10 protein-coding genes, 1 tRNA gene and 1 other RNA gene are annotated in these 16,128 nt (G+C 70.4%); 4 read left to right on the top strand and 8 right to left on the bottom strand.

The features are described 5' to 3' along the window. Positions 1-2 precede the first annotated feature (2 nt). The 8 genes from ABD212_RS17025 to ABD212_RS16990 form a co-directional block, all read right to left on the bottom strand. Positions 3-2,054, bottom strand: coding sequence for a DNA polymerase III subunit gamma and tau (locus ABD212_RS17025; protein ID WP_344096938.1), 2,052 nt, complete (start codon positions 2,052-2,054; stop codon positions 3-5). A gap of 66 nt (positions 2,055-2,120) precedes the next feature. Beyond that, positions 2,121-4,637: a glycoside hydrolase family 65 protein gene (locus ABD212_RS17020; protein ID WP_344096936.1), complete on the bottom strand. Its 2,517-nt coding sequence runs from the start codon at positions 4,635-4,637 to the stop codon at positions 2,121-2,123. After that, positions 4,634-5,365 carry an HAD family hydrolase gene (locus ABD212_RS17015; RefSeq protein ID WP_344096932.1) on the bottom strand — a complete coding sequence of 244 codons (732 nt, stop codon included), beginning with the start codon at positions 5,363-5,365 and terminating at the stop codon, positions 4,634-4,636. The genes ABD212_RS17020 and ABD212_RS17015 overlap by 4 nt, the downstream gene beginning before the upstream one ends. Before the next feature lie 92 nt (positions 5,366-5,457). Beyond that, on the bottom strand, positions 5,458-6,687 hold the full coding sequence (locus tag ABD212_RS17010) for an acetate/propionate family kinase (protein ID WP_344096930.1): 1,230 nt from the start codon (positions 6,685-6,687) through the stop codon (positions 5,458-5,460). A gap of 58 nt (positions 6,688-6,745) precedes the next feature. Continuing rightward, a complete protein-coding gene (gene pta / locus ABD212_RS17005; RefSeq protein WP_344096927.1) occupies positions 6,746-8,896 on the bottom strand; it encodes a phosphate acetyltransferase in 2,151 nt (716 codons plus the stop codon). 37 nt (positions 8,897-8,933) lie between these two features. After that, positions 8,934-9,030, bottom strand: an RNA gene (gene ffs / locus ABD212_RS17000) — signal recognition particle sRNA small type. 40 nt (positions 9,031-9,070) lie between these two features. Further along, positions 9,071-10,684, bottom strand: a complete 1,614-nt coding sequence (locus ABD212_RS16995; protein ID WP_344096924.1) for a DUF5671 domain-containing protein — start codon at positions 10,682-10,684, stop codon at positions 9,071-9,073. Then, positions 10,681-11,130: a hypothetical protein gene (locus ABD212_RS16990; RefSeq protein ID WP_344096922.1), complete on the bottom strand. Its 450-nt coding sequence runs from the start codon at positions 11,128-11,130 to the stop codon at positions 10,681-10,683. Before ABD212_RS16990 ends, ABD212_RS16995 begins: the two co-directional genes overlap by 4 nt. A gap of 203 nt (positions 11,131-11,333) precedes the next feature. On the opposite strand from ABD212_RS16990, the gene ABD212_RS16985 reads away from it, so the two are divergent. From ABD212_RS16985 to ABD212_RS16970, 4 genes are all read left to right on the top strand, one after another. Further along, positions 11,334-12,335, top strand: coding sequence for an AAA family ATPase (locus ABD212_RS16985; protein WP_425561293.1), 1,002 nt, complete (start codon positions 11,334-11,336; stop codon positions 12,333-12,335). Positions 12,336-12,342: 7 nt separating this feature from the next. Beyond that, entirely contained in the window at positions 12,343-13,590 is a 1,248-nt protein-coding gene (locus ABD212_RS16980) for a DUF58 domain-containing protein (RefSeq protein WP_344096920.1), read from the top strand. Next, the gene (locus tag ABD212_RS16975) at positions 13,577-15,850 is read left to right on the top strand and encodes a transglutaminase TgpA family protein (RefSeq protein ID WP_344096918.1); all 2,274 of its coding nucleotides are present in this window, start codon (positions 13,577-13,579) and stop codon (positions 15,848-15,850) included. The genes ABD212_RS16980 and ABD212_RS16975 overlap by 14 nt, the downstream gene beginning before the upstream one ends. 63 nt (positions 15,851-15,913) lie before the next feature. Continuing rightward, a tRNA-Ser gene (locus tag ABD212_RS16970) sits at positions 15,914-15,998 on the top strand. Positions 15,999-16,128 lie beyond the last annotated feature (130 nt).

The raw sequence follows: 16,128 nt of genomic DNA, 5'->3' as shown, positions 1-16,128 counted from the left end.
CGTCAGCTGAACCTCGTCGGCGGCTCGTACGGCTCTTCTCGCACGAAAGTGGCTCCGAGCACCTGCCGCACGACCGCCTCGCCGTAGCGCTGCCCGCCGTCGCTTCGGGCGGACGTCGTGCTCGGCGCTCGCACCACCACCGGCGGGACGGGCAGGTCGATGGCTTCGGCCTCGGCCTCGTCCTCATCGGGCTCGATGGAGGGGGCGACGTCGGATTCGGGCAGCACATCGCCCTCGCGGACGGGAGCGGGCGCCGCCGCCGGCATGCCGACAGCCTCTTCGGGCTCATCGTCCACGGCGAGCGCTGCGGGGCCGCCCGGGTCGTCGACCACTTCGCCGGCGTCGGAGGGGATCGACGCGACCGCCCACTCGGTCACCGGTGCGGTCGCGGCGGACGCGGTCACGCGGGCCGGCGCCGTTGCGCGGGACCCTGGCCTCGGTGCGGACGGCTCGGGGCCTGCTCCGCCAGGACCCGCATCGTGCTTGGCGAGGTACTTCACCCGGATGCCGAGCACGGCGAGGATCCCCTGGCGCAGATCCTCGCTCGGGCCCGCGCCCGCCGAGAGCTGCTTGAACTTCGCGACGTCGCTCTGGCTCTGGAACGACAGGGTCAGCACATCGTCGTCGAGAGCCGTCACGCGGGCCGCGGACGCGATGAGCCACGAGGAGCGGCTGATCTCTTCGAGCCGCGCCAGGACCTCGGGCCACGCGTCGCGCATCCGCTGCAGCGATACCGGACCCCGCGGCGGCGCGACGGGTTTGGCGACCGCCGGATTCGCGTCCTCCGCGGTCGCCTCCGCTTCCGCTTCCGCCCTCGCCTCCGCGGTCGCCCTCGCCTCCGCGGTCGCCCTCGCCTCCGCGGTCGCCCTCGCCTCCGCGGTCGCCCTCGCGTCCGCGGTCTCCGGCGCCGGGATGAGCTGGGCGGAGGACACGGCCGGTGCGGCGGACGCGGCTCCGGTGCGCGCGAGCACACGGGCCACCATGAGCTCGAGCTGCAGGCGGGGCGACGTGGCGCCCGTCATGTCGTCCAGCGTCGCGATCACGATGTCGGCGGTGTGGGAGAGGCGTGATGAGCCGAAGGCGTCGGCCTGGCGCGTCATGCGCGCGAGGTCGTCGGCCGAGACTCCGCGCAGCACCGCCGCGGCGCCCTGACCGGTCGCGGCGACGACGATCAGGTCGCGCAGGCGCTCGAGCAGGTCGTCGACGAAGCGCCTCGGATCCTGCCCCGTCTGCACCACACGGTCGACCGCCGCGAACGCGGCCGCGGGGTTCTGTGCGGCGAACGCGTCGACGACCTCGTCGAGCAGCTCGGCGTGGGTGTAGCCGAGGAGCGACACCGCACGCTCGTACCGGACGTTGCCGTCCTCCGATCCGGCGATGAGCTGGTCGAGCAGCGACAGCGTGTCTCGCGGCGAGCCGCCACCGGCTCGGACCACCAGCGGCAGCACGCCCGCCTCGACCGAGACGCCCTCGGCGTCGCACAGCTTGTCGACGTACTCGAGCATCGCGGCGGGCGGCACGAGCCGGAACGGATAGTGGTGCGTGCGCGAGCGGATCGTGCCGATGACCTTCTCGGGCTCGGTGGTCGCGAAGATGAACTTGACGTGGTCGGGAGGCTCTTCGACGAGCTTCAGCAGGGCATTGAAGCCCTGCGGCGTGACCATGTGCGCCTCGTCGAGGATGAAGATCTTGAAGCGGTCTCGGGCGGGGGCGAACACCGCGCGCTCGCGAAGGTCGCGGGCGTCGTCGACGCCGTTGTGCGACGCCGCGTCGATCTCCACGACATCGAGGGATCCGCCGCCGTCGCGGCCGAGCTCGAGGCAGCTGTCGCACTCGCCGCACGGGGTGTCGGTCGGGCCCTGCGCGCAGTTGAGGCACCGCGCGAGGATGCGCGCCGAGGTCGTCTTGCCGCAGCCGCGGGGACCTGAGAACAGGTACGCGTGCCCGACGCGGTCACCGCGCAACGCCGTCATGAGCGGCTCGGTGACCTGCGCCTGACCGATCATCTCGCCGAACGCCTCGGGGCGGTACCGGCGGTAGAGGGCTGTGGTCACGCCCCCAGCCTACGGCGTGCCCGCGACATCCCGCCCGGCCGCTGCGCCCTGGCGGAGGGGCCGCATTCACACATCGGCGCCGTGCTCGACATCCGCCTCCACCCCGATGATCGGGATCGACGTCGTCACCGTCGGCACAGAGGCCGAGAGCCGGGTGCCGTCCTCGCGTCGCGCGTCCATGAACTGCTGGAGCGACGGCTTGCCCGCGATTACCGGGCCCTGTCCGTCGAGCGGCACGATGACCTCTTCGCCCGAGCCGAGAGCGAACGGCTGACCGCGTACGCTGAACACCACCGGGTCGCCGTCATCCGCCTTCACTCGCAGCTCGTGCGTGGACACCGTGACGCTCAGACGTGTGCCGTGCCAGTGCAGCACGTACGACAGCTCCGGCCAGTCGGCGGGCAGCCGTGGATCGAACGACAGCTCGCCGAAGTGATCGCGCATGCCGCCGAACCCGCTGACGAGGGCTGTCCAGACGCCTCCCGCCGATGCCACGTGCACCCCGTCGGATGCGTTGTGGTGCAGGTCGGCGAGGTCGACGAAGATCGACTGCCGGAAGTACTCCAGCGCCAGGTCCTGGTACCCGACCTCTGCGGCGAGGATCGACTGAACGACCGCGGAGAGCGTCGAGTCGCCGCTGGTCAGCGGGTCGTAGTACTCGAAGTCGGCGAGCTTCTCCCCGGCCGTGAAGTGGTTGCCCTGCAGGAACAGCGCGAGCACGACATCCGCCTGCTTCAGCACCTGGTAGCGGTAGATCACGAGCGGATGGAAGTGCAGCAGCAGGGGCCGCTGCTCGTCCGGCGTCTGCTCGAGGTCCCACACCTCCCGCTCCAGGAACACCTCGTCCTGCGGGTGGATGCCCAGCGCGGTGCTGTACGGGATCTGCAGCGCCTCGGCGGCCCGCTCCCAGGCTTCGGGCTCGCTGGGATCGAGGTTCAGGCGCTCGGCCATCGCGCGGTATGCATCGCGATCGTCCTCGGCCATCTCCCGGACCGTGCGCGCCGCGAAGCGGAGATTGAAGCGCGCCATGACGTTCGTGAAGAGGTTGTCGTTGACGACCGTCGTGTACTCGTCGGGCCCGGTCACCCCGTGGATGTGGAACGACTCGAAGGTGTTGCCGTTGCTCGACCGCCAGAACCCGAGTGTGTTCCACAGGCGGGCCGTCTCGACCGCGATGTCCACGCCCTCGCGGTGGAGGAACTCGTTGTCGCCGGTCGCCCGGATGTACTTCGCGAGCGCGAAGCACACGTCGGCGTTGATGTGGTACTGCGCGGTGCCCGCGGCGTAGTAGGCCGATGCCTCTTCCCCGTTGATCGTGCGCCACGGGAAGAGCGCCCCGGCCTCGTTGAGCTGATGCGCCCTGCGCCGGGCGGCCGGGAGCATGAGGTACCGCATGCGCAGCGCATTCCGCGCCCACAGCGGGGTCGTGTACGCCAGGAACGGAAGCACGTAGATCTCGGTGTCCCAGAAGTAGTGCCCGCTGTACCCGGACCCCGAGACCCCCTTGGCAGGCACGCCCTGGCCGTCCGCGCGCGCAGCAGCCTGCGCGAGCTGGAACAGGCACCACCGGGCAGCCTGCTGGATGTCGTCGTGTCCGGCGATGCGCACGTCCGATCGCTCCCAGAACGCCTCGAACCACCGGCGCTGCTGCTCGTACTGGAACTCCACGCCTTCCACCCCGGCGCGATCGAGCGTCCGGCGGCACCGATCGACGAGCTCTCGGGCGGGGACGCCGCGCGAAGTGTGATAGCTCACGAGCTTGGTGAGGCGGATGGGCACACCGGCCTTCGCCTGCACCCGGAAGACGTTCTTTGCGATGTCCGGCTCGATGAGGCGACGCGCGGTGTACTCGTTGTCGGTCTCGATGATGTGGTCGGCGACGACCGCGATCGTCATGGCGGACTCGGTCACGCGATACGAGAGCGCGGACCGCCCGGCATCCTGCCAGTACTCCTGGGGCTGCAGCACGCGCTCGTGGATGCGCTCGGCCTTGCGCGGGTCGAACCCGGCCCGCTTCGGGGCGGCCGGGGTGCCGCCGTAGACGTCCTCGCCGTCCTGCCGGTTGATCAGCTGGCAGCTGATGGTCACCGGCGCGTCCGCGTTGAGCACGGTGACTTCCAGCCGCAGGATCGCGAGGTGCTTCTCTTCGAACGAGACGAGCCGGTCGTCTTCGACGAGCACCTCCTTCCCGGACGGCGTGTACCACCGGATGCGGCGGTGCAGCACTCCGCTGCGCAGGTCGAGCGTGCGCTCGTACTCGCGGACGTCGGCGACGTCGAGCGACAGCGGCTCGTCGTCGACGTAGACGCGCATGACCTTGGCGTCGGGGGCGTTGATGATCGTCTGCCCGACTTCGGCGAATCCGTACGCCTGCTCGGCGTGGCGGATCGGGAACGTCTCGTGGAACCCGTTCACGAAGGTGCCGTGCTCGTGCGCGAAGCGTCCTTCGGCGTGGTTGCCCCGCAGGCCGAGGTAGCCGTTGCCGATCGAGAAGAGGGTCTCGGTGACACCGACGTCATCCAGCGAGAACGAAGTCTCGACGAGACGCCATGGGTCGATGGGGAACCGGTCGCGGTCCATCATGCGGTGAACTCCTTCAGATCCGTCACGACGACGTGGGCGCCGGCTTCGCGCAGCACCTCGGGTCCGACGCCACGGTCGACGCCCACCACGAGGCCGAAGCCTCCGGCCACGGCGGACTGCACGCCGCTCAGGGCGTCCTCCACGGCGACGCTGCGGGTGGGGTCGACTCCCAGCATCCGCGCCGCCTCGATGAAGACGTCAGGGGCCGGCTTCGACGCGAGGTGGTCTCGCTCGGCGATGATGCCGTCCATCACGACGGGGAAGCGGTCCCGGATGCCGGCTGCCCGAAGCACCTCTTCGGCGTTCTTCGAGCTCGACACGACGGCGACGAGCGTCCCGGCCCGTGCGAGTTCGTCGAGGAGGGCCATGGAGCCCGGGTAGGGGTCGATGCCCTCGGCTCTCAGGACGCGCTCGAAGTAGGCGTTCTTGCGGTTGCCGATTCCGCACACCGTGTCCGCCTCGAGCGGGTCGGACGGTTGGCCCCAGGGCACCTCGACATCCCGGCTGCGCAACAGGCTCGCGACCCCGTCGTACCTCTTCTTGCCGTCCAGATAGTCGAAGTAGTCACGCTCGGTGTACGGCGGGGTGATGTTCCACTCCGCGAAGAGCTCCTCGAACATCCGCTGCCACGCGTGCATGTGGACTTCGGCGGTCGGCGTTATGACGCCGTCCAGATCGAAGAGAACAGCGTCGTACGTGGTCAGGTCGGGCAGGGCAGACGGGGTCACATGACCTCCAGAGAGGTGCGGATTGACGGAGTGCGGCTCTTCGTCGCGCCGTTCTGCAAGCGTAGTGTGCGCGGATGTCGTGAACCACACACTCAGCCCGCGGCGCTGAGGGTCTGACGGGCGATCTCGAGCTCCTCGTTCGTGGGGACGACGAGCACGGCGACGCGCGAGGCATCCGTCGAGATGATCCGGATGCCGCGCCCCCTGGCGAGGTTGCGTTCCGGGTCGATCTGCACGCCGGCGAAGCCGAGCGTCTCGAGGGCGCCCGCCCGGACAGCGGGTGCGTTCTCGCCCACCCCGGCCGTGAACGAGATCACATCGACTCCGCCGAGCTGCGCGAGGTAGGCACCGGCATACGCCCGGAGCCGGTGCACGTAGACGTCGAAGGCGAGAGTCGCACCGGCATCCCCCCGCTCCACTCCGGCGCGGAGGTCGCGCATGTCCGACACTCCGGCGAGTCCGATCAGGCCGCTGCGCTTGTTGAGCAGGTCGTCGAGGTCGTCGACCGACATGCCCGCGCGGCGCGCGAGGTGCAGCAGCGCGGCCGGATCGATATCGCCCGACCGGGTGCCCATCACGAGCCCCTCGAGCGGTGTGAGGCCCATCGACGTCTCCACCGAGCGCCCGCGGTCGATCGCCGTGACCGACGCGCCGTTGCCCAGGTGGAAGACGATCTGCTTCAGCTCGGCGAGCGGGCGGCCGAGAAACGCCGCGGCCGCCTCGCTCACGAACTTGTGCGACGTTCCGTGGAATCCGTACCGGCGGATGCGATGGGATTCCGCCAGCGCTGCGTCGATGGCGTAGGTGTACGCCGCGGGTGGGAGCGTCTGGTGGAATGCGGTGTCGAACACCGCGACGTGGGGGACGTCGGGGAAGGCGTGCTTCGCGGCGATGATCCCCTGCAGGTTCGCGGGGTTGTGAAGCGGGGCGAGTACGGACAGCTCGTCGATGTCGACCTCCACGCGAGGCGTGATGAGCGTCGGCTCGAAGAAACGCGCCCCGCCGTGCACGACGCGATGCCCGACGGCGACGGGCGGCCGGTCCTCGAGCGAGGGCCCGTGCTGGGCGAACGCCTCGATCATCACGGCGAACCCGGCGGTGTGGTCGGGGATCGGCAGCTCGCGGGAGTAGGTGGCGTCCAGGTAGGTCGCGATCCCCGCGCCCGGCGATGGCGGGGGGGCGAAGACGGTGTGCTTGGACGAACCCGCCTGCTCGCCGATTCGCTCCACGAGGCCCGATGCCAGGACGGCTTCGGCATCCATGTCGATCAGCTGATATTTGAACGAGGACGAACCGCTGTTGACGACCAGGACGATGCTCACTTGTTCGCCCCCTTCGGGCGATCGGCGCGCTTGCGCGCGCTGGGTGCGTGCCGCGTGCTCATGCGCGGGGCTGCCCCTGCGCTTGGATCGCCGTGATCGCGATGGTGTTGACGATGTCGTCCACGAGGGCCCCGCGCGAGAGGTCGTTGATGGGCTTGTTGAGGCCCTGCAGGACCGGGCCGATCGCCACCGCGCCGGCCGACCGCTGCACGGCCTTGTAGGTGTTGTTGCCGGTGTTGAGGTCGGGGAAGATGAACACCGTCGCACGGCCGGCCACCGTCGATCCCGGCATCTTGGCAGCGGCGACGGCGGCATCCGCTGCGGCGTCGTACTGGATCGGCCCCTCGACGAGCAGTTCGGGGGCGCGTTCGCGGACGAGCGCCGTCGCGGTGCGCACCTTCTCCACCTCGGCGCCCGACCCCGACTCCCCCGTCGAGTACGACAGCATGGCCACGCGCGGCTCGATGCCGAACTGCGACGCAGTGGCGGCTGACGAGACGGCGATGTCGGCGAGCTGCTCGGCGGTGGGGTCGGGGATGACGGCGCAGTCGCCGTACACGAGCACCCGATCGGCGAGCGCCATCAGGAACACCGACGACACCACCGAGACACCGGGCTTGGTCTTGATGATCTCGAACGCCGGACGGATCGTGTGCGCGGTGGTGTGGGCCGCGCCCGACACCATCCCGTCCGCGAGTCCCAGGTGCACCATGAGGGTGCCGAAGTACGAGCCGTCGGTGACGGTGTCGGCGGCCTTCTCGTAGGTCACGCCCTTGTGGGCCCGCAGGCGCGCGTACTCCTCCGCGAACTTCTGCACGTGCACCGGGTCGAAGGTCGAGAGGACCTCGGCGGACTGGATGTCGACGCCGAGCTCGATCGCCCGTGCGCGCACCTCGAACGGCTCGCCCAGGATCACGAGGTCCGCGATGCCGCGCTTGAGCACGGTCCCCGCTGCGCGCAGCACCCGATCGTCGTCGCCCTCGGGCAGCACGATCCGGCGTAGGCCGGAGCGCGCGCGGTCCATGAGCTCGTACTCGAACATGAGGGGAGTGACGACCGTCGACCGCGCGACGCCGAGCAGGCGCGTGAGCTCCTGCGTGTCGATGAAGCGCTCGAAGTTCGCCAGCGCGGTGTCGTACCGCCGCTGCGAATCGGCGGCCAGGCGACCGCGGGTGTTCATGACCCGCACCGTGGTCTCGTAGGTGCCCAGATCCGTCGCGATGATCGGAAGCGCCGACCCGAGGCCGTCGATCAGCCGGTCGATCTCGTCGGGAAGGGGGAACGGTCCGTTCAGCACGATGCCGGCCAGCGACGGGAACGTCCCCGAGGTGTTGGCCAGCAGCGTCGCGAGGAGCACCTCGGTGCGGTCCGCCGGGATCACGACGATCGCGCTCTCGGTGAGGCGCGGCAGCACGTTGACCATCGACATCCCGGCGACGACCACTCCGAGCACCTCGCGGGTCATCAGCTCCGGGTCGCCCTTGACGAGGCGTCCCTCGACCGACCGCAGGACGCCCCGCACCGACGGTGCCACGAGGAAGCGATCCTCGGGGAGCGCCCACACCGGCACCGATCCGCCTGCCCCGGCTGAGTCGGCGAGGTGGGATGCCGAGACCACCGCCCGCAGTGATTCGGCGATCGCGTCGAGCTGGTCCGGATCGGCCCGGTTGGCGACCACCGCCAGCAGCCCGGCGCGTCCGTGTTCCAGCTCCGCGAGCGCCAGCGACGCGATCTGTCCCATCTCCGCGGGCGTGCGGGGGATCGTCGCGCCGAGCTGCTCGGGCTGGCCCTGGGCCGCGCGGCCGCCGAGCACGAGCAGGACCGGCGCACCGAGGTTCGCCGCGATCCGGGCGTTGTAGGCGAGCTCGGCAGGGCTGCCGACATCCGTGTAGTCGCTGCCGAGGATGACGACCGCGTCGCACTGCGCCTCGACCGCCTTGTAGCGCTGGACGATCGTCGAGAGGGCGGCATCCGGATCATCGCGCACGTCGTCGTAGGTGACGCCGATGCACTCGTCGTACGGGAGGTCGACGCCGTCGTGCGCCAGCAGCATCTCGAGCACGTAGTCCTGCTCGACGGTCGAGCGCGCGATCGCGCGGAACACTCCGACCCGGGGGGTTGCGCGACTCAGCGCATCCAGGACGCCCAGGGCGACCGTCGACTTGCCCGAGTGACCTTCTGCCGACGTGATGAAGATGCTCTGCGCCACGAGTTCAGACTACGGGCGGAGGGTGATCGCCGGGGAAAAGAAAGACTCTCCGCGAACCCGGCAGAGCCTGGTTACCCTTGCTACGTTTCCGTCCTGGGGGAGTTGGCCTGGATGCCGCCTCGCGGAGAGCTGACACCATTCTAACCCGCAGCGCACGGTGCACCTGCCCACGCGTCAGTCGGCGAGAGGGGTCACTCGCGCTCCCCCGCCGGGCTCGGCGACGACCAGCACGCGAGCCGCCGAGAGGGCGTGGAGCGACTCGAGGAGGGCGGGGATGTCGCGCTCAGCCAGAAGCGCCTCGGCATCCGCGGCGGACCAGACGGTGACGGATGCCCCGGTCGCGGCCCGGATCGCCGCCGCCTGCGGTGCGGCGTCACCCGCGGTGACCAGGATGACCCGCCCGATCTCCCTCCGCGCGGTCCTCGGTGCGCGCGCACGATCGTGACGCCAGATCGTGAAGTGATAGCCGAAGACGATCGCCGTCGCGCTGAGCAGGCCGAGCGGCGCGCGGATGTGCTCCAGCAGGCCGCCGCCGCCTGCCACGCCGAGCGCGAACTCGAATACGCGGTACCCGATGATGAGCAGCGTCACCAGGGCGACGATCGCGCTCGCACCGAACACGGCGACGAGGTACACGCGCCTGGCCGGGTCTGCGGCATCCGTCGCGGCGCGATCGGGCCGCCAGGCCAGCCACCAGGCCGGACCGCCGACGACCAGCGCGCTGATGCCGCCGAGCAGCAGGGCCCGGGGATTCTCGTCGACGAGCGTCGGGCCGAGCGTCGCGAGGAGCGCGTTCACGACGACCCCGAATCCGCTGGCTGCGCCGATCAGCGCGACGCCCGAGACCACGAGCCGACCGGCGCTGCGCGTCGTCTCCGGCCGGCGCGCGATCACCTCAGCGTGATAGACCCACACGATCGCGCCGACCAGGGCGGCGGCACATGAGGTGTCCAGCGGAGCCAGCACCTCTGCGACGGGTGCGGAGTCGAACAGGAGTCGCAGCACCACATAGAGCAGGGTGCCGACCGACAAGAGCGTGGTCGCTGCCGCGAGGCCCACCACGATGACGATCAGCACGGCCGCGAATTTGCCGGGCGCATCGCGAGCGCGCTCGCGGAACCAGTGCCACCACCAGACGAGTGCCCCGATCGCGAACCAGACCAGCGCCTGCAGCACCGGCACCGCCCAATGCTGGGACGCCATCAGCAGCACCGTGACGTCGGACAGTGCCTCGGAGATGAGCGACGCGAGGGCATCCACGGCCCCCACGGCCCCGATCACCAGCCCGTAGAACGCTGCGAGCTCGACCGGCAGAGCGACCAGCCGGGCGGGCGCGGTGGCGGGGCTGCGTCGCATCTGCCGATGCCACAGCCAGATCCCGCTCCACACGATCGCCGCGGAGAGCTCGCCGGGGCGCCATTCGCCGTCGATGCCGGCGCCGGCGGCGGACGCCAGCGACACCGTGGCGACGATGAGCGATGTCAGGCTCATGGCGGTCACGTACAGCGCCCAGACGAGCGACGCCCGTTCGGCGGGATCGGCGAGCCGGCGCCGCTGCCACCACCACAGCCCGGCGGCCAGGGGAACGCCGATCAGGGTGAAGGCGAGCGAGCGAGCGAGCCCGGCGTCGTCGCCGGCGATGGTGCGATCCGTCCCGATGGCGCGCTCGATCAGTCCGCTGAGACCGATCGCCGCGACGACCACCAGCGCGTACAGGATCGTGAACAGGATGATGCGGCGCACGACGGTGCCCGCGCCGCCCGCCCGTCGTGTGGAGTCGGCGGTCATTGCAGCCCGTAACACACTGCGAGCTGCCACGGGGCCGACTCGACGAGCCACGTGTCCCCGTGCTTCACGAGGCGGAAGACCTCGTCGCTCGCGTATTCGTTCGTACCGAGCGGCCCGGAGCCCGAGACCGTGACGACCTGGACGTCCACGTTGGCCGTGGTGTCGTGCTCCACCGTCTTGACGAGCGTGACACGGATGTCGCCACTGGTGCCGGTCTGCTCGCACGAGCCGGCCACGTCGGGCACCACGTAGGTGAGGGCGGTGTCCACGTCGCCGGCGACCACGGCCTGCGAGTACCGCTGCACCACGCCCTCCGGCGTGTCAGCGGCGAACTGTGCCGGTGCACCGTGTGCGAACACCGCGATCAGCGCGATCACCACGACCAGTCCGACCCCCGCGAGCAACACGATCAGCGCCCAGCGTGGCCGTCGGGCGTCTTCGCTCATGGCAAATGATGCACATGGCCTCCCGATCCGCTCGTTCCGCCACGCCGGAGCAGGGCGCATCGCCCTCGAGGATGGTCAGCGATCTCCAGGCCCGAGCACCCGTTCGCATTGTTACGATCGACGAGTGGGGGCGGCGCAGCCCCTGCTCGCCGGCTGACCGGCCCGATGGGCGGTCTGAGGAGGTCGCAGTGGTCGATACCGCGATGACGGATGCCGGGCCCGCTCCGGCGGGTCCCATGACCGCGGAGCGCTTCGCCCGCCTGACCGACAGCATCCTCGCCTCCGTGGGGCGTGTCATCGACGGAAAGCCCGAAGCCGTGCGCAGCGCCCTGCTGTGCCTGCTCGCCGAAGGGCATCTGCTCATCGAGGATGTGCCCGGGGTCGGCAAGACCATGCTCGCGCGCGCGCTCGCGGCATCCGTCGACGCCACCGTCCGCCGGATCCAGTTCACGCCCGACCTGCTCCCCGGCGATGTCACCGGCGTGAGCGTGTTCAACCCGGTGGACCGCGAGTTCGAATTCAAGCCGGGCGCGATCTTCGCGAACATCGTTATCGCCGACGAGATCAACCGGTCGTCGCCGAAGACCCAGTCGGCGCTGCTCGAGGCGATGGAAGAGGGACAGGTGACCGTCGACGGGTTCACCCATCCGCTGCCAGGGCCGTTCCTCGTCGTCGCGACCCAGAATCCGCTCGAGATGGAGGGCACGTACGCGCTGCCCGAGGCGCAGCGCGATCGATTCATGATGCGCATCTCGATGGGGTATCCCGACAGTCGCTCCGAGGCGCTCATGCTGCGTCAGCGCGATTCCGCCAACCCGCTCGAGGACCTGAGCGCCGTGGTCACCTCCGCGCAGGTGACCGACCTGATCGCGTGGGCCCGTGCGGTTCACGTCGCGCCTCCGATCGAGGATTACGCCGTCGCCCTCTCGCACGCCACGCGCACGCACTCGGACCTGCGGCTGGGAGCGAGCCCCCGCGCCACCCTGCAGCTCGTCCGTGCCGCGAAGGTGTGGGCGGCGCTGGACGGCCGGGGCTTCGTCATCCCCGACGACATCGCCGCGCTGCTCGCACCGGTGTTCACCCACCGCCTCATCCCGACCCGCTCCGCCGGAGGGGCCCGCGCTCGCGGCACGACCGACGCGATCACCTCGATCCTGCAGCGCATCGCGGCAAGCGTCCGCGTGCCGATCGCGCCACGGCATTGAGCACGCCATGAGACGCCTGTGGCCGCTGACCGTGCGTGGCACGGGCGCTCTCATCCTGTCCCTCGCCTGCTTCGTCGTCGCCGGTGAGACGGCCGTGGAGGAGCTGATCTACTTCGGGATCCTGCTGCTCGCCGTTCTCGGGGCGAGCATCGGGTCCCTGTACTTCGCACGCCGCTCGGATGTCGTCGCGCGGGCGCTGATCCCGGATGTCGCATCGGTCGGGCGCGAGACGCTCGTGAACGTGCGGGTCGGCGTGCGCACGGCGGTGCCGACCGCACCGGGATGGTGGATCGACACGATCCCGAAGGGCCTCTCGGGCAGCGCCGAGGGCATCTTCCCGGCGCTCGGGTCGGGTCTGCGGGGCAATGAGCGGGTCGTGGAGCTCTCGTACCCCGTCCGAGGCGAGAAGCGCGGCGTCCACTACTTGGGCCCGCTGTCGGTCCGCTCGACCGACCCCTTCGGGCTCGCACGCCGCAGCAACGTGTTCGGTCAGAGGACCGCGGTCACGGTGGCTCCGGCCATGGTCGACCTGCCCCCGCTCATCGACTACGCCGGCGCCGCGGGCGGAACGCTGCACACCACGACCCACCAGCTCGGCCAGGGTGCCGACAACCTCGTCGCGCGACCGTATGTGCCCGGCGACTCCATGCGGCGCATCCACTGGCGCGCCACCGCGCATCGGGACGCCCTGATGGTGCGCCAAGAGGAGCAGGAGTCGACGCCCGAGGCGAGCGTGGTGATCGATCGCAGCGCACTGCGATGGGGCGCCGAGGCGATGTCGGCGCCCGGCGAGGACCCGGGCTTCGAGGCCGCGGTCGTCGCGTGCGTCTCTGTCGTCGCACGACTCGTCCACGACGGATACGCCGTGGACGTGCTCGACACCGACGGCACCGTCCTCGTCGAGCGGATCGACGGCGGCGACATGACCGAGGTGGACGTGATGCTCGCCCAGTTCGCGACGTTGATCGCGCGCCGCGACGACACCCTCGCGCGCCTGCCGCGCCTGTTCGGCGGAGTGTTCACCGGGCCGATCATCCTGATCGTGGGGCGCTTCGATCTTGCGGACGCCGAGGCGGTCGCGCCCGTCGCGCAGCACAGCAGCCTGCCGCTGGTCTTCGCCGTGGCTCCCGTCGGCGATGCGCTCGAGCGCGCCGCCTTTTCCGGCTGGCACATCGGCGTGATCGATCCGGGCGCGGATCTCGCCGTCGCGTGGAGCTCGGCCGTCGGGCGGGGAACGAACCATGCCCTCGTCTGAGTCCGGCTCGGTCAAGCGGGCCCGCGGCGGCGAGACGGCGCTCACCCTCGCCGTGCTCGCGACTCTGGTCGCAGCGCTCCTTCCCGTGGTCCGCGTCGCGCGCCCCGGCGCATGGTTGGTGGGATCGGTGGTGGTGGCGGCGCTCGTCCTCGCCGCGGGGTTCGTCGCGCGCCGCTTCCGCCTGCCGGCCGTCGCCGTCACCCTCATCGAGGCCGCGGTGTGGGCGGCCTTCATGACCTTGATCTTCCTCAACGGCACAGCGCTGTTCTGGATCGTGCCCACGCCCGAGACGATCCGGGAGGTTCCCGATCTGTTCACGACCGCGATGCAGGAGATCGCGCTCGGAGCCGCACCCCTCCAGGGCACCAAGTCGCTCTCATTCCTCATCGTCGGGGCGATGGGTCTGCTCGCGATCATCGTGGATCACGTGATCGTGACGGCGCGGATGCCGCTGCTCGCCTGCATCGGGATCGTCGCGGTGTCGCTCATCCCCGCCATCGCCGTCCCTCGCGAAGCCGACGTCCCCGCGTTCGTGTACCTGGCCGTCGCCGTGCTCGCACTGCTGCGCGCAGAGACGCGCTCGCGGGAGCAGCCGGTCGAGCGCGCCGCGGAGCGCACCGTCGGCGTGCCGGCCACCGCCATCGGCATCGGCGCGATCGCGATCATCGTCGCGCTCGTCGCCACGCCGTTGCTGCCGGCCCCGGGCGTGCGTGCCACGAGCGCTTTCGGACCGGGCAGCGGGATCGACGCCACGCTGCAGCTGGGCGACGACCTACGGCGACCGGCATCCGTCGAGGTGCTCCGCGTGTGGACCGATGCACCCGGCGCCCCGTACCTGCGCGCCACCACGCTCTCCCGCTTCGACGGCGCCGTCTGGGAGCCCGACCGCCTGCGGAGCGTGTCGCTCGCCACCGGGCCGGGACTCGGTCCCGTCACGGTCGCTGCGGACATCCAGCTCAGCGAGTACAAGACCACCGTCCAGGTGACCAATCTCGGGTCCCGCTGGGCGCCGGTCGCGTATCCCGCGGTCGAGGTGACCGGGCTCAATGGAGCATGGACCGCCGTGCCCTACAACCGCACGGTCCTCTCGCAGACCGCGTCGACGCAGGGCCAGACATACGAGGTCGTGACGGATGTGCCTCGTCCCACCCTGCAGCAGATCCGGGCGCTGCAGGCGCGCTCCCCCGACCCGCTCGACCAGACGACGGCTCTTCCCGACCACATGCCCACGATCATCGGCGAGCTCGCCAAGCAGGTGACGGCCGACGCCACCGACGACTACGACCGGCTGACCGCACTGCAGCGCTGGTTCCGTGGGGGTGACTTCACGTACTCGCTCAACGCTCCGGTGGAGAACGGCTTCGATGGCAGCGGCGCCGAGGCCGTGGCGAAGTTCCTGCAGCAGCGCGAGGGATACTGCATCCACTTCGCGTCGGCCTTCGCACTGATGGCACGGACGCTCGGGATGCCGTCCCGCATCGTGGTCGGATATCTGCCGGGCAGCGCGACCGGCGACAAGGTCGACAATCAGCAGGTGTACACCGTCTCCAGCCAGCTTCTTCACGCCTGGCCCGAGGTCTACTTCGACGGCCTCGGATGGGTGCCGTTCGAGCCGACCGTGAGCCTGGGCGTGCCGACCGCGTTCCAGCCCGCCTCGTCGAATCCCATCGGCCCGACTCCCGGCGCGACCCCGGGCGCCACGCCGCAGCCCACCGACAGCGCCGCCGCCAACCCGAACGACCCGAACCTCGTCCGCGACCACGAGGCATCCGGAACGCAGACCGGCAGCACCAACCCATGGCCGAGCCTGAGCATCGTGTTCGGCATCCTGCTGCTGCTCGCACTGCCCGCCGTCGCCCGGAACGTCCGCAATCGGCAGCTGGCCGCAGCCGCGCGGGCAGGCGACACCGCCTCGGCCTGGACGATCGTGCAGGATGCCGCGATCGACCTCGCGATTCCGGTCGCCGCCAGCGAGACTCCACGCGGCTTCGCGTACCGGCTCGTCGGCGAGTACGGCGTGCCGCCCGCCGAGGTGAACACGCTCCTGGTCGCCATCGAGACCGCCAGCTACGCGCCGAGACGAGCGAGCGGCTTCCTCGAGTCCGACGAGGTGACGGATGCCGCGCTCGCCGTACGTGCCTCGCTCCTGCGCAACGCCCCCGCCTCGCGCCGGCTGCTGGCACTCCTTGCGCCGCGTTCGCTGATCGTACGCCCGGGAAGCATGTACGCCGCGGGCGCGCCGAAGTCGCGGGCGGGGTGAAGCCGGGGCGTCAGATCGCCCTTCACTCGCACGGTAGGATGTCTGTGGCCCTCCGGGGCCCCAGGAGGATTCGCCTAGTGGCCTATGGCGCACGCTTGGAAAGCGTGTTGGGTGAAAGCCCTCAGGGGTTCGAATCCCCTATCCTCCGCGTTGTGATGAGTCGCGACATAGGAGTCATCTGAGTCGCGACATAGGTGACATTCAACGAGAGCCCGGCCATCGGCCGGGCTCTCGTTGTTGGTTGCGCCAGTAGGTTTTGTCGGGGTCGATGTGGTGGG

Source organism: Microbacterium deminutum (assembly GCF_039530205.1).
Classification (GTDB): Bacteria; Actinomycetota; Actinomycetes; order Actinomycetales; family Microbacteriaceae; genus Microbacterium; species Microbacterium deminutum.
Note: the sequence above shows the minus strand (reverse complement) of the source record. Positions and strands in the feature narration are given on the sequence as shown.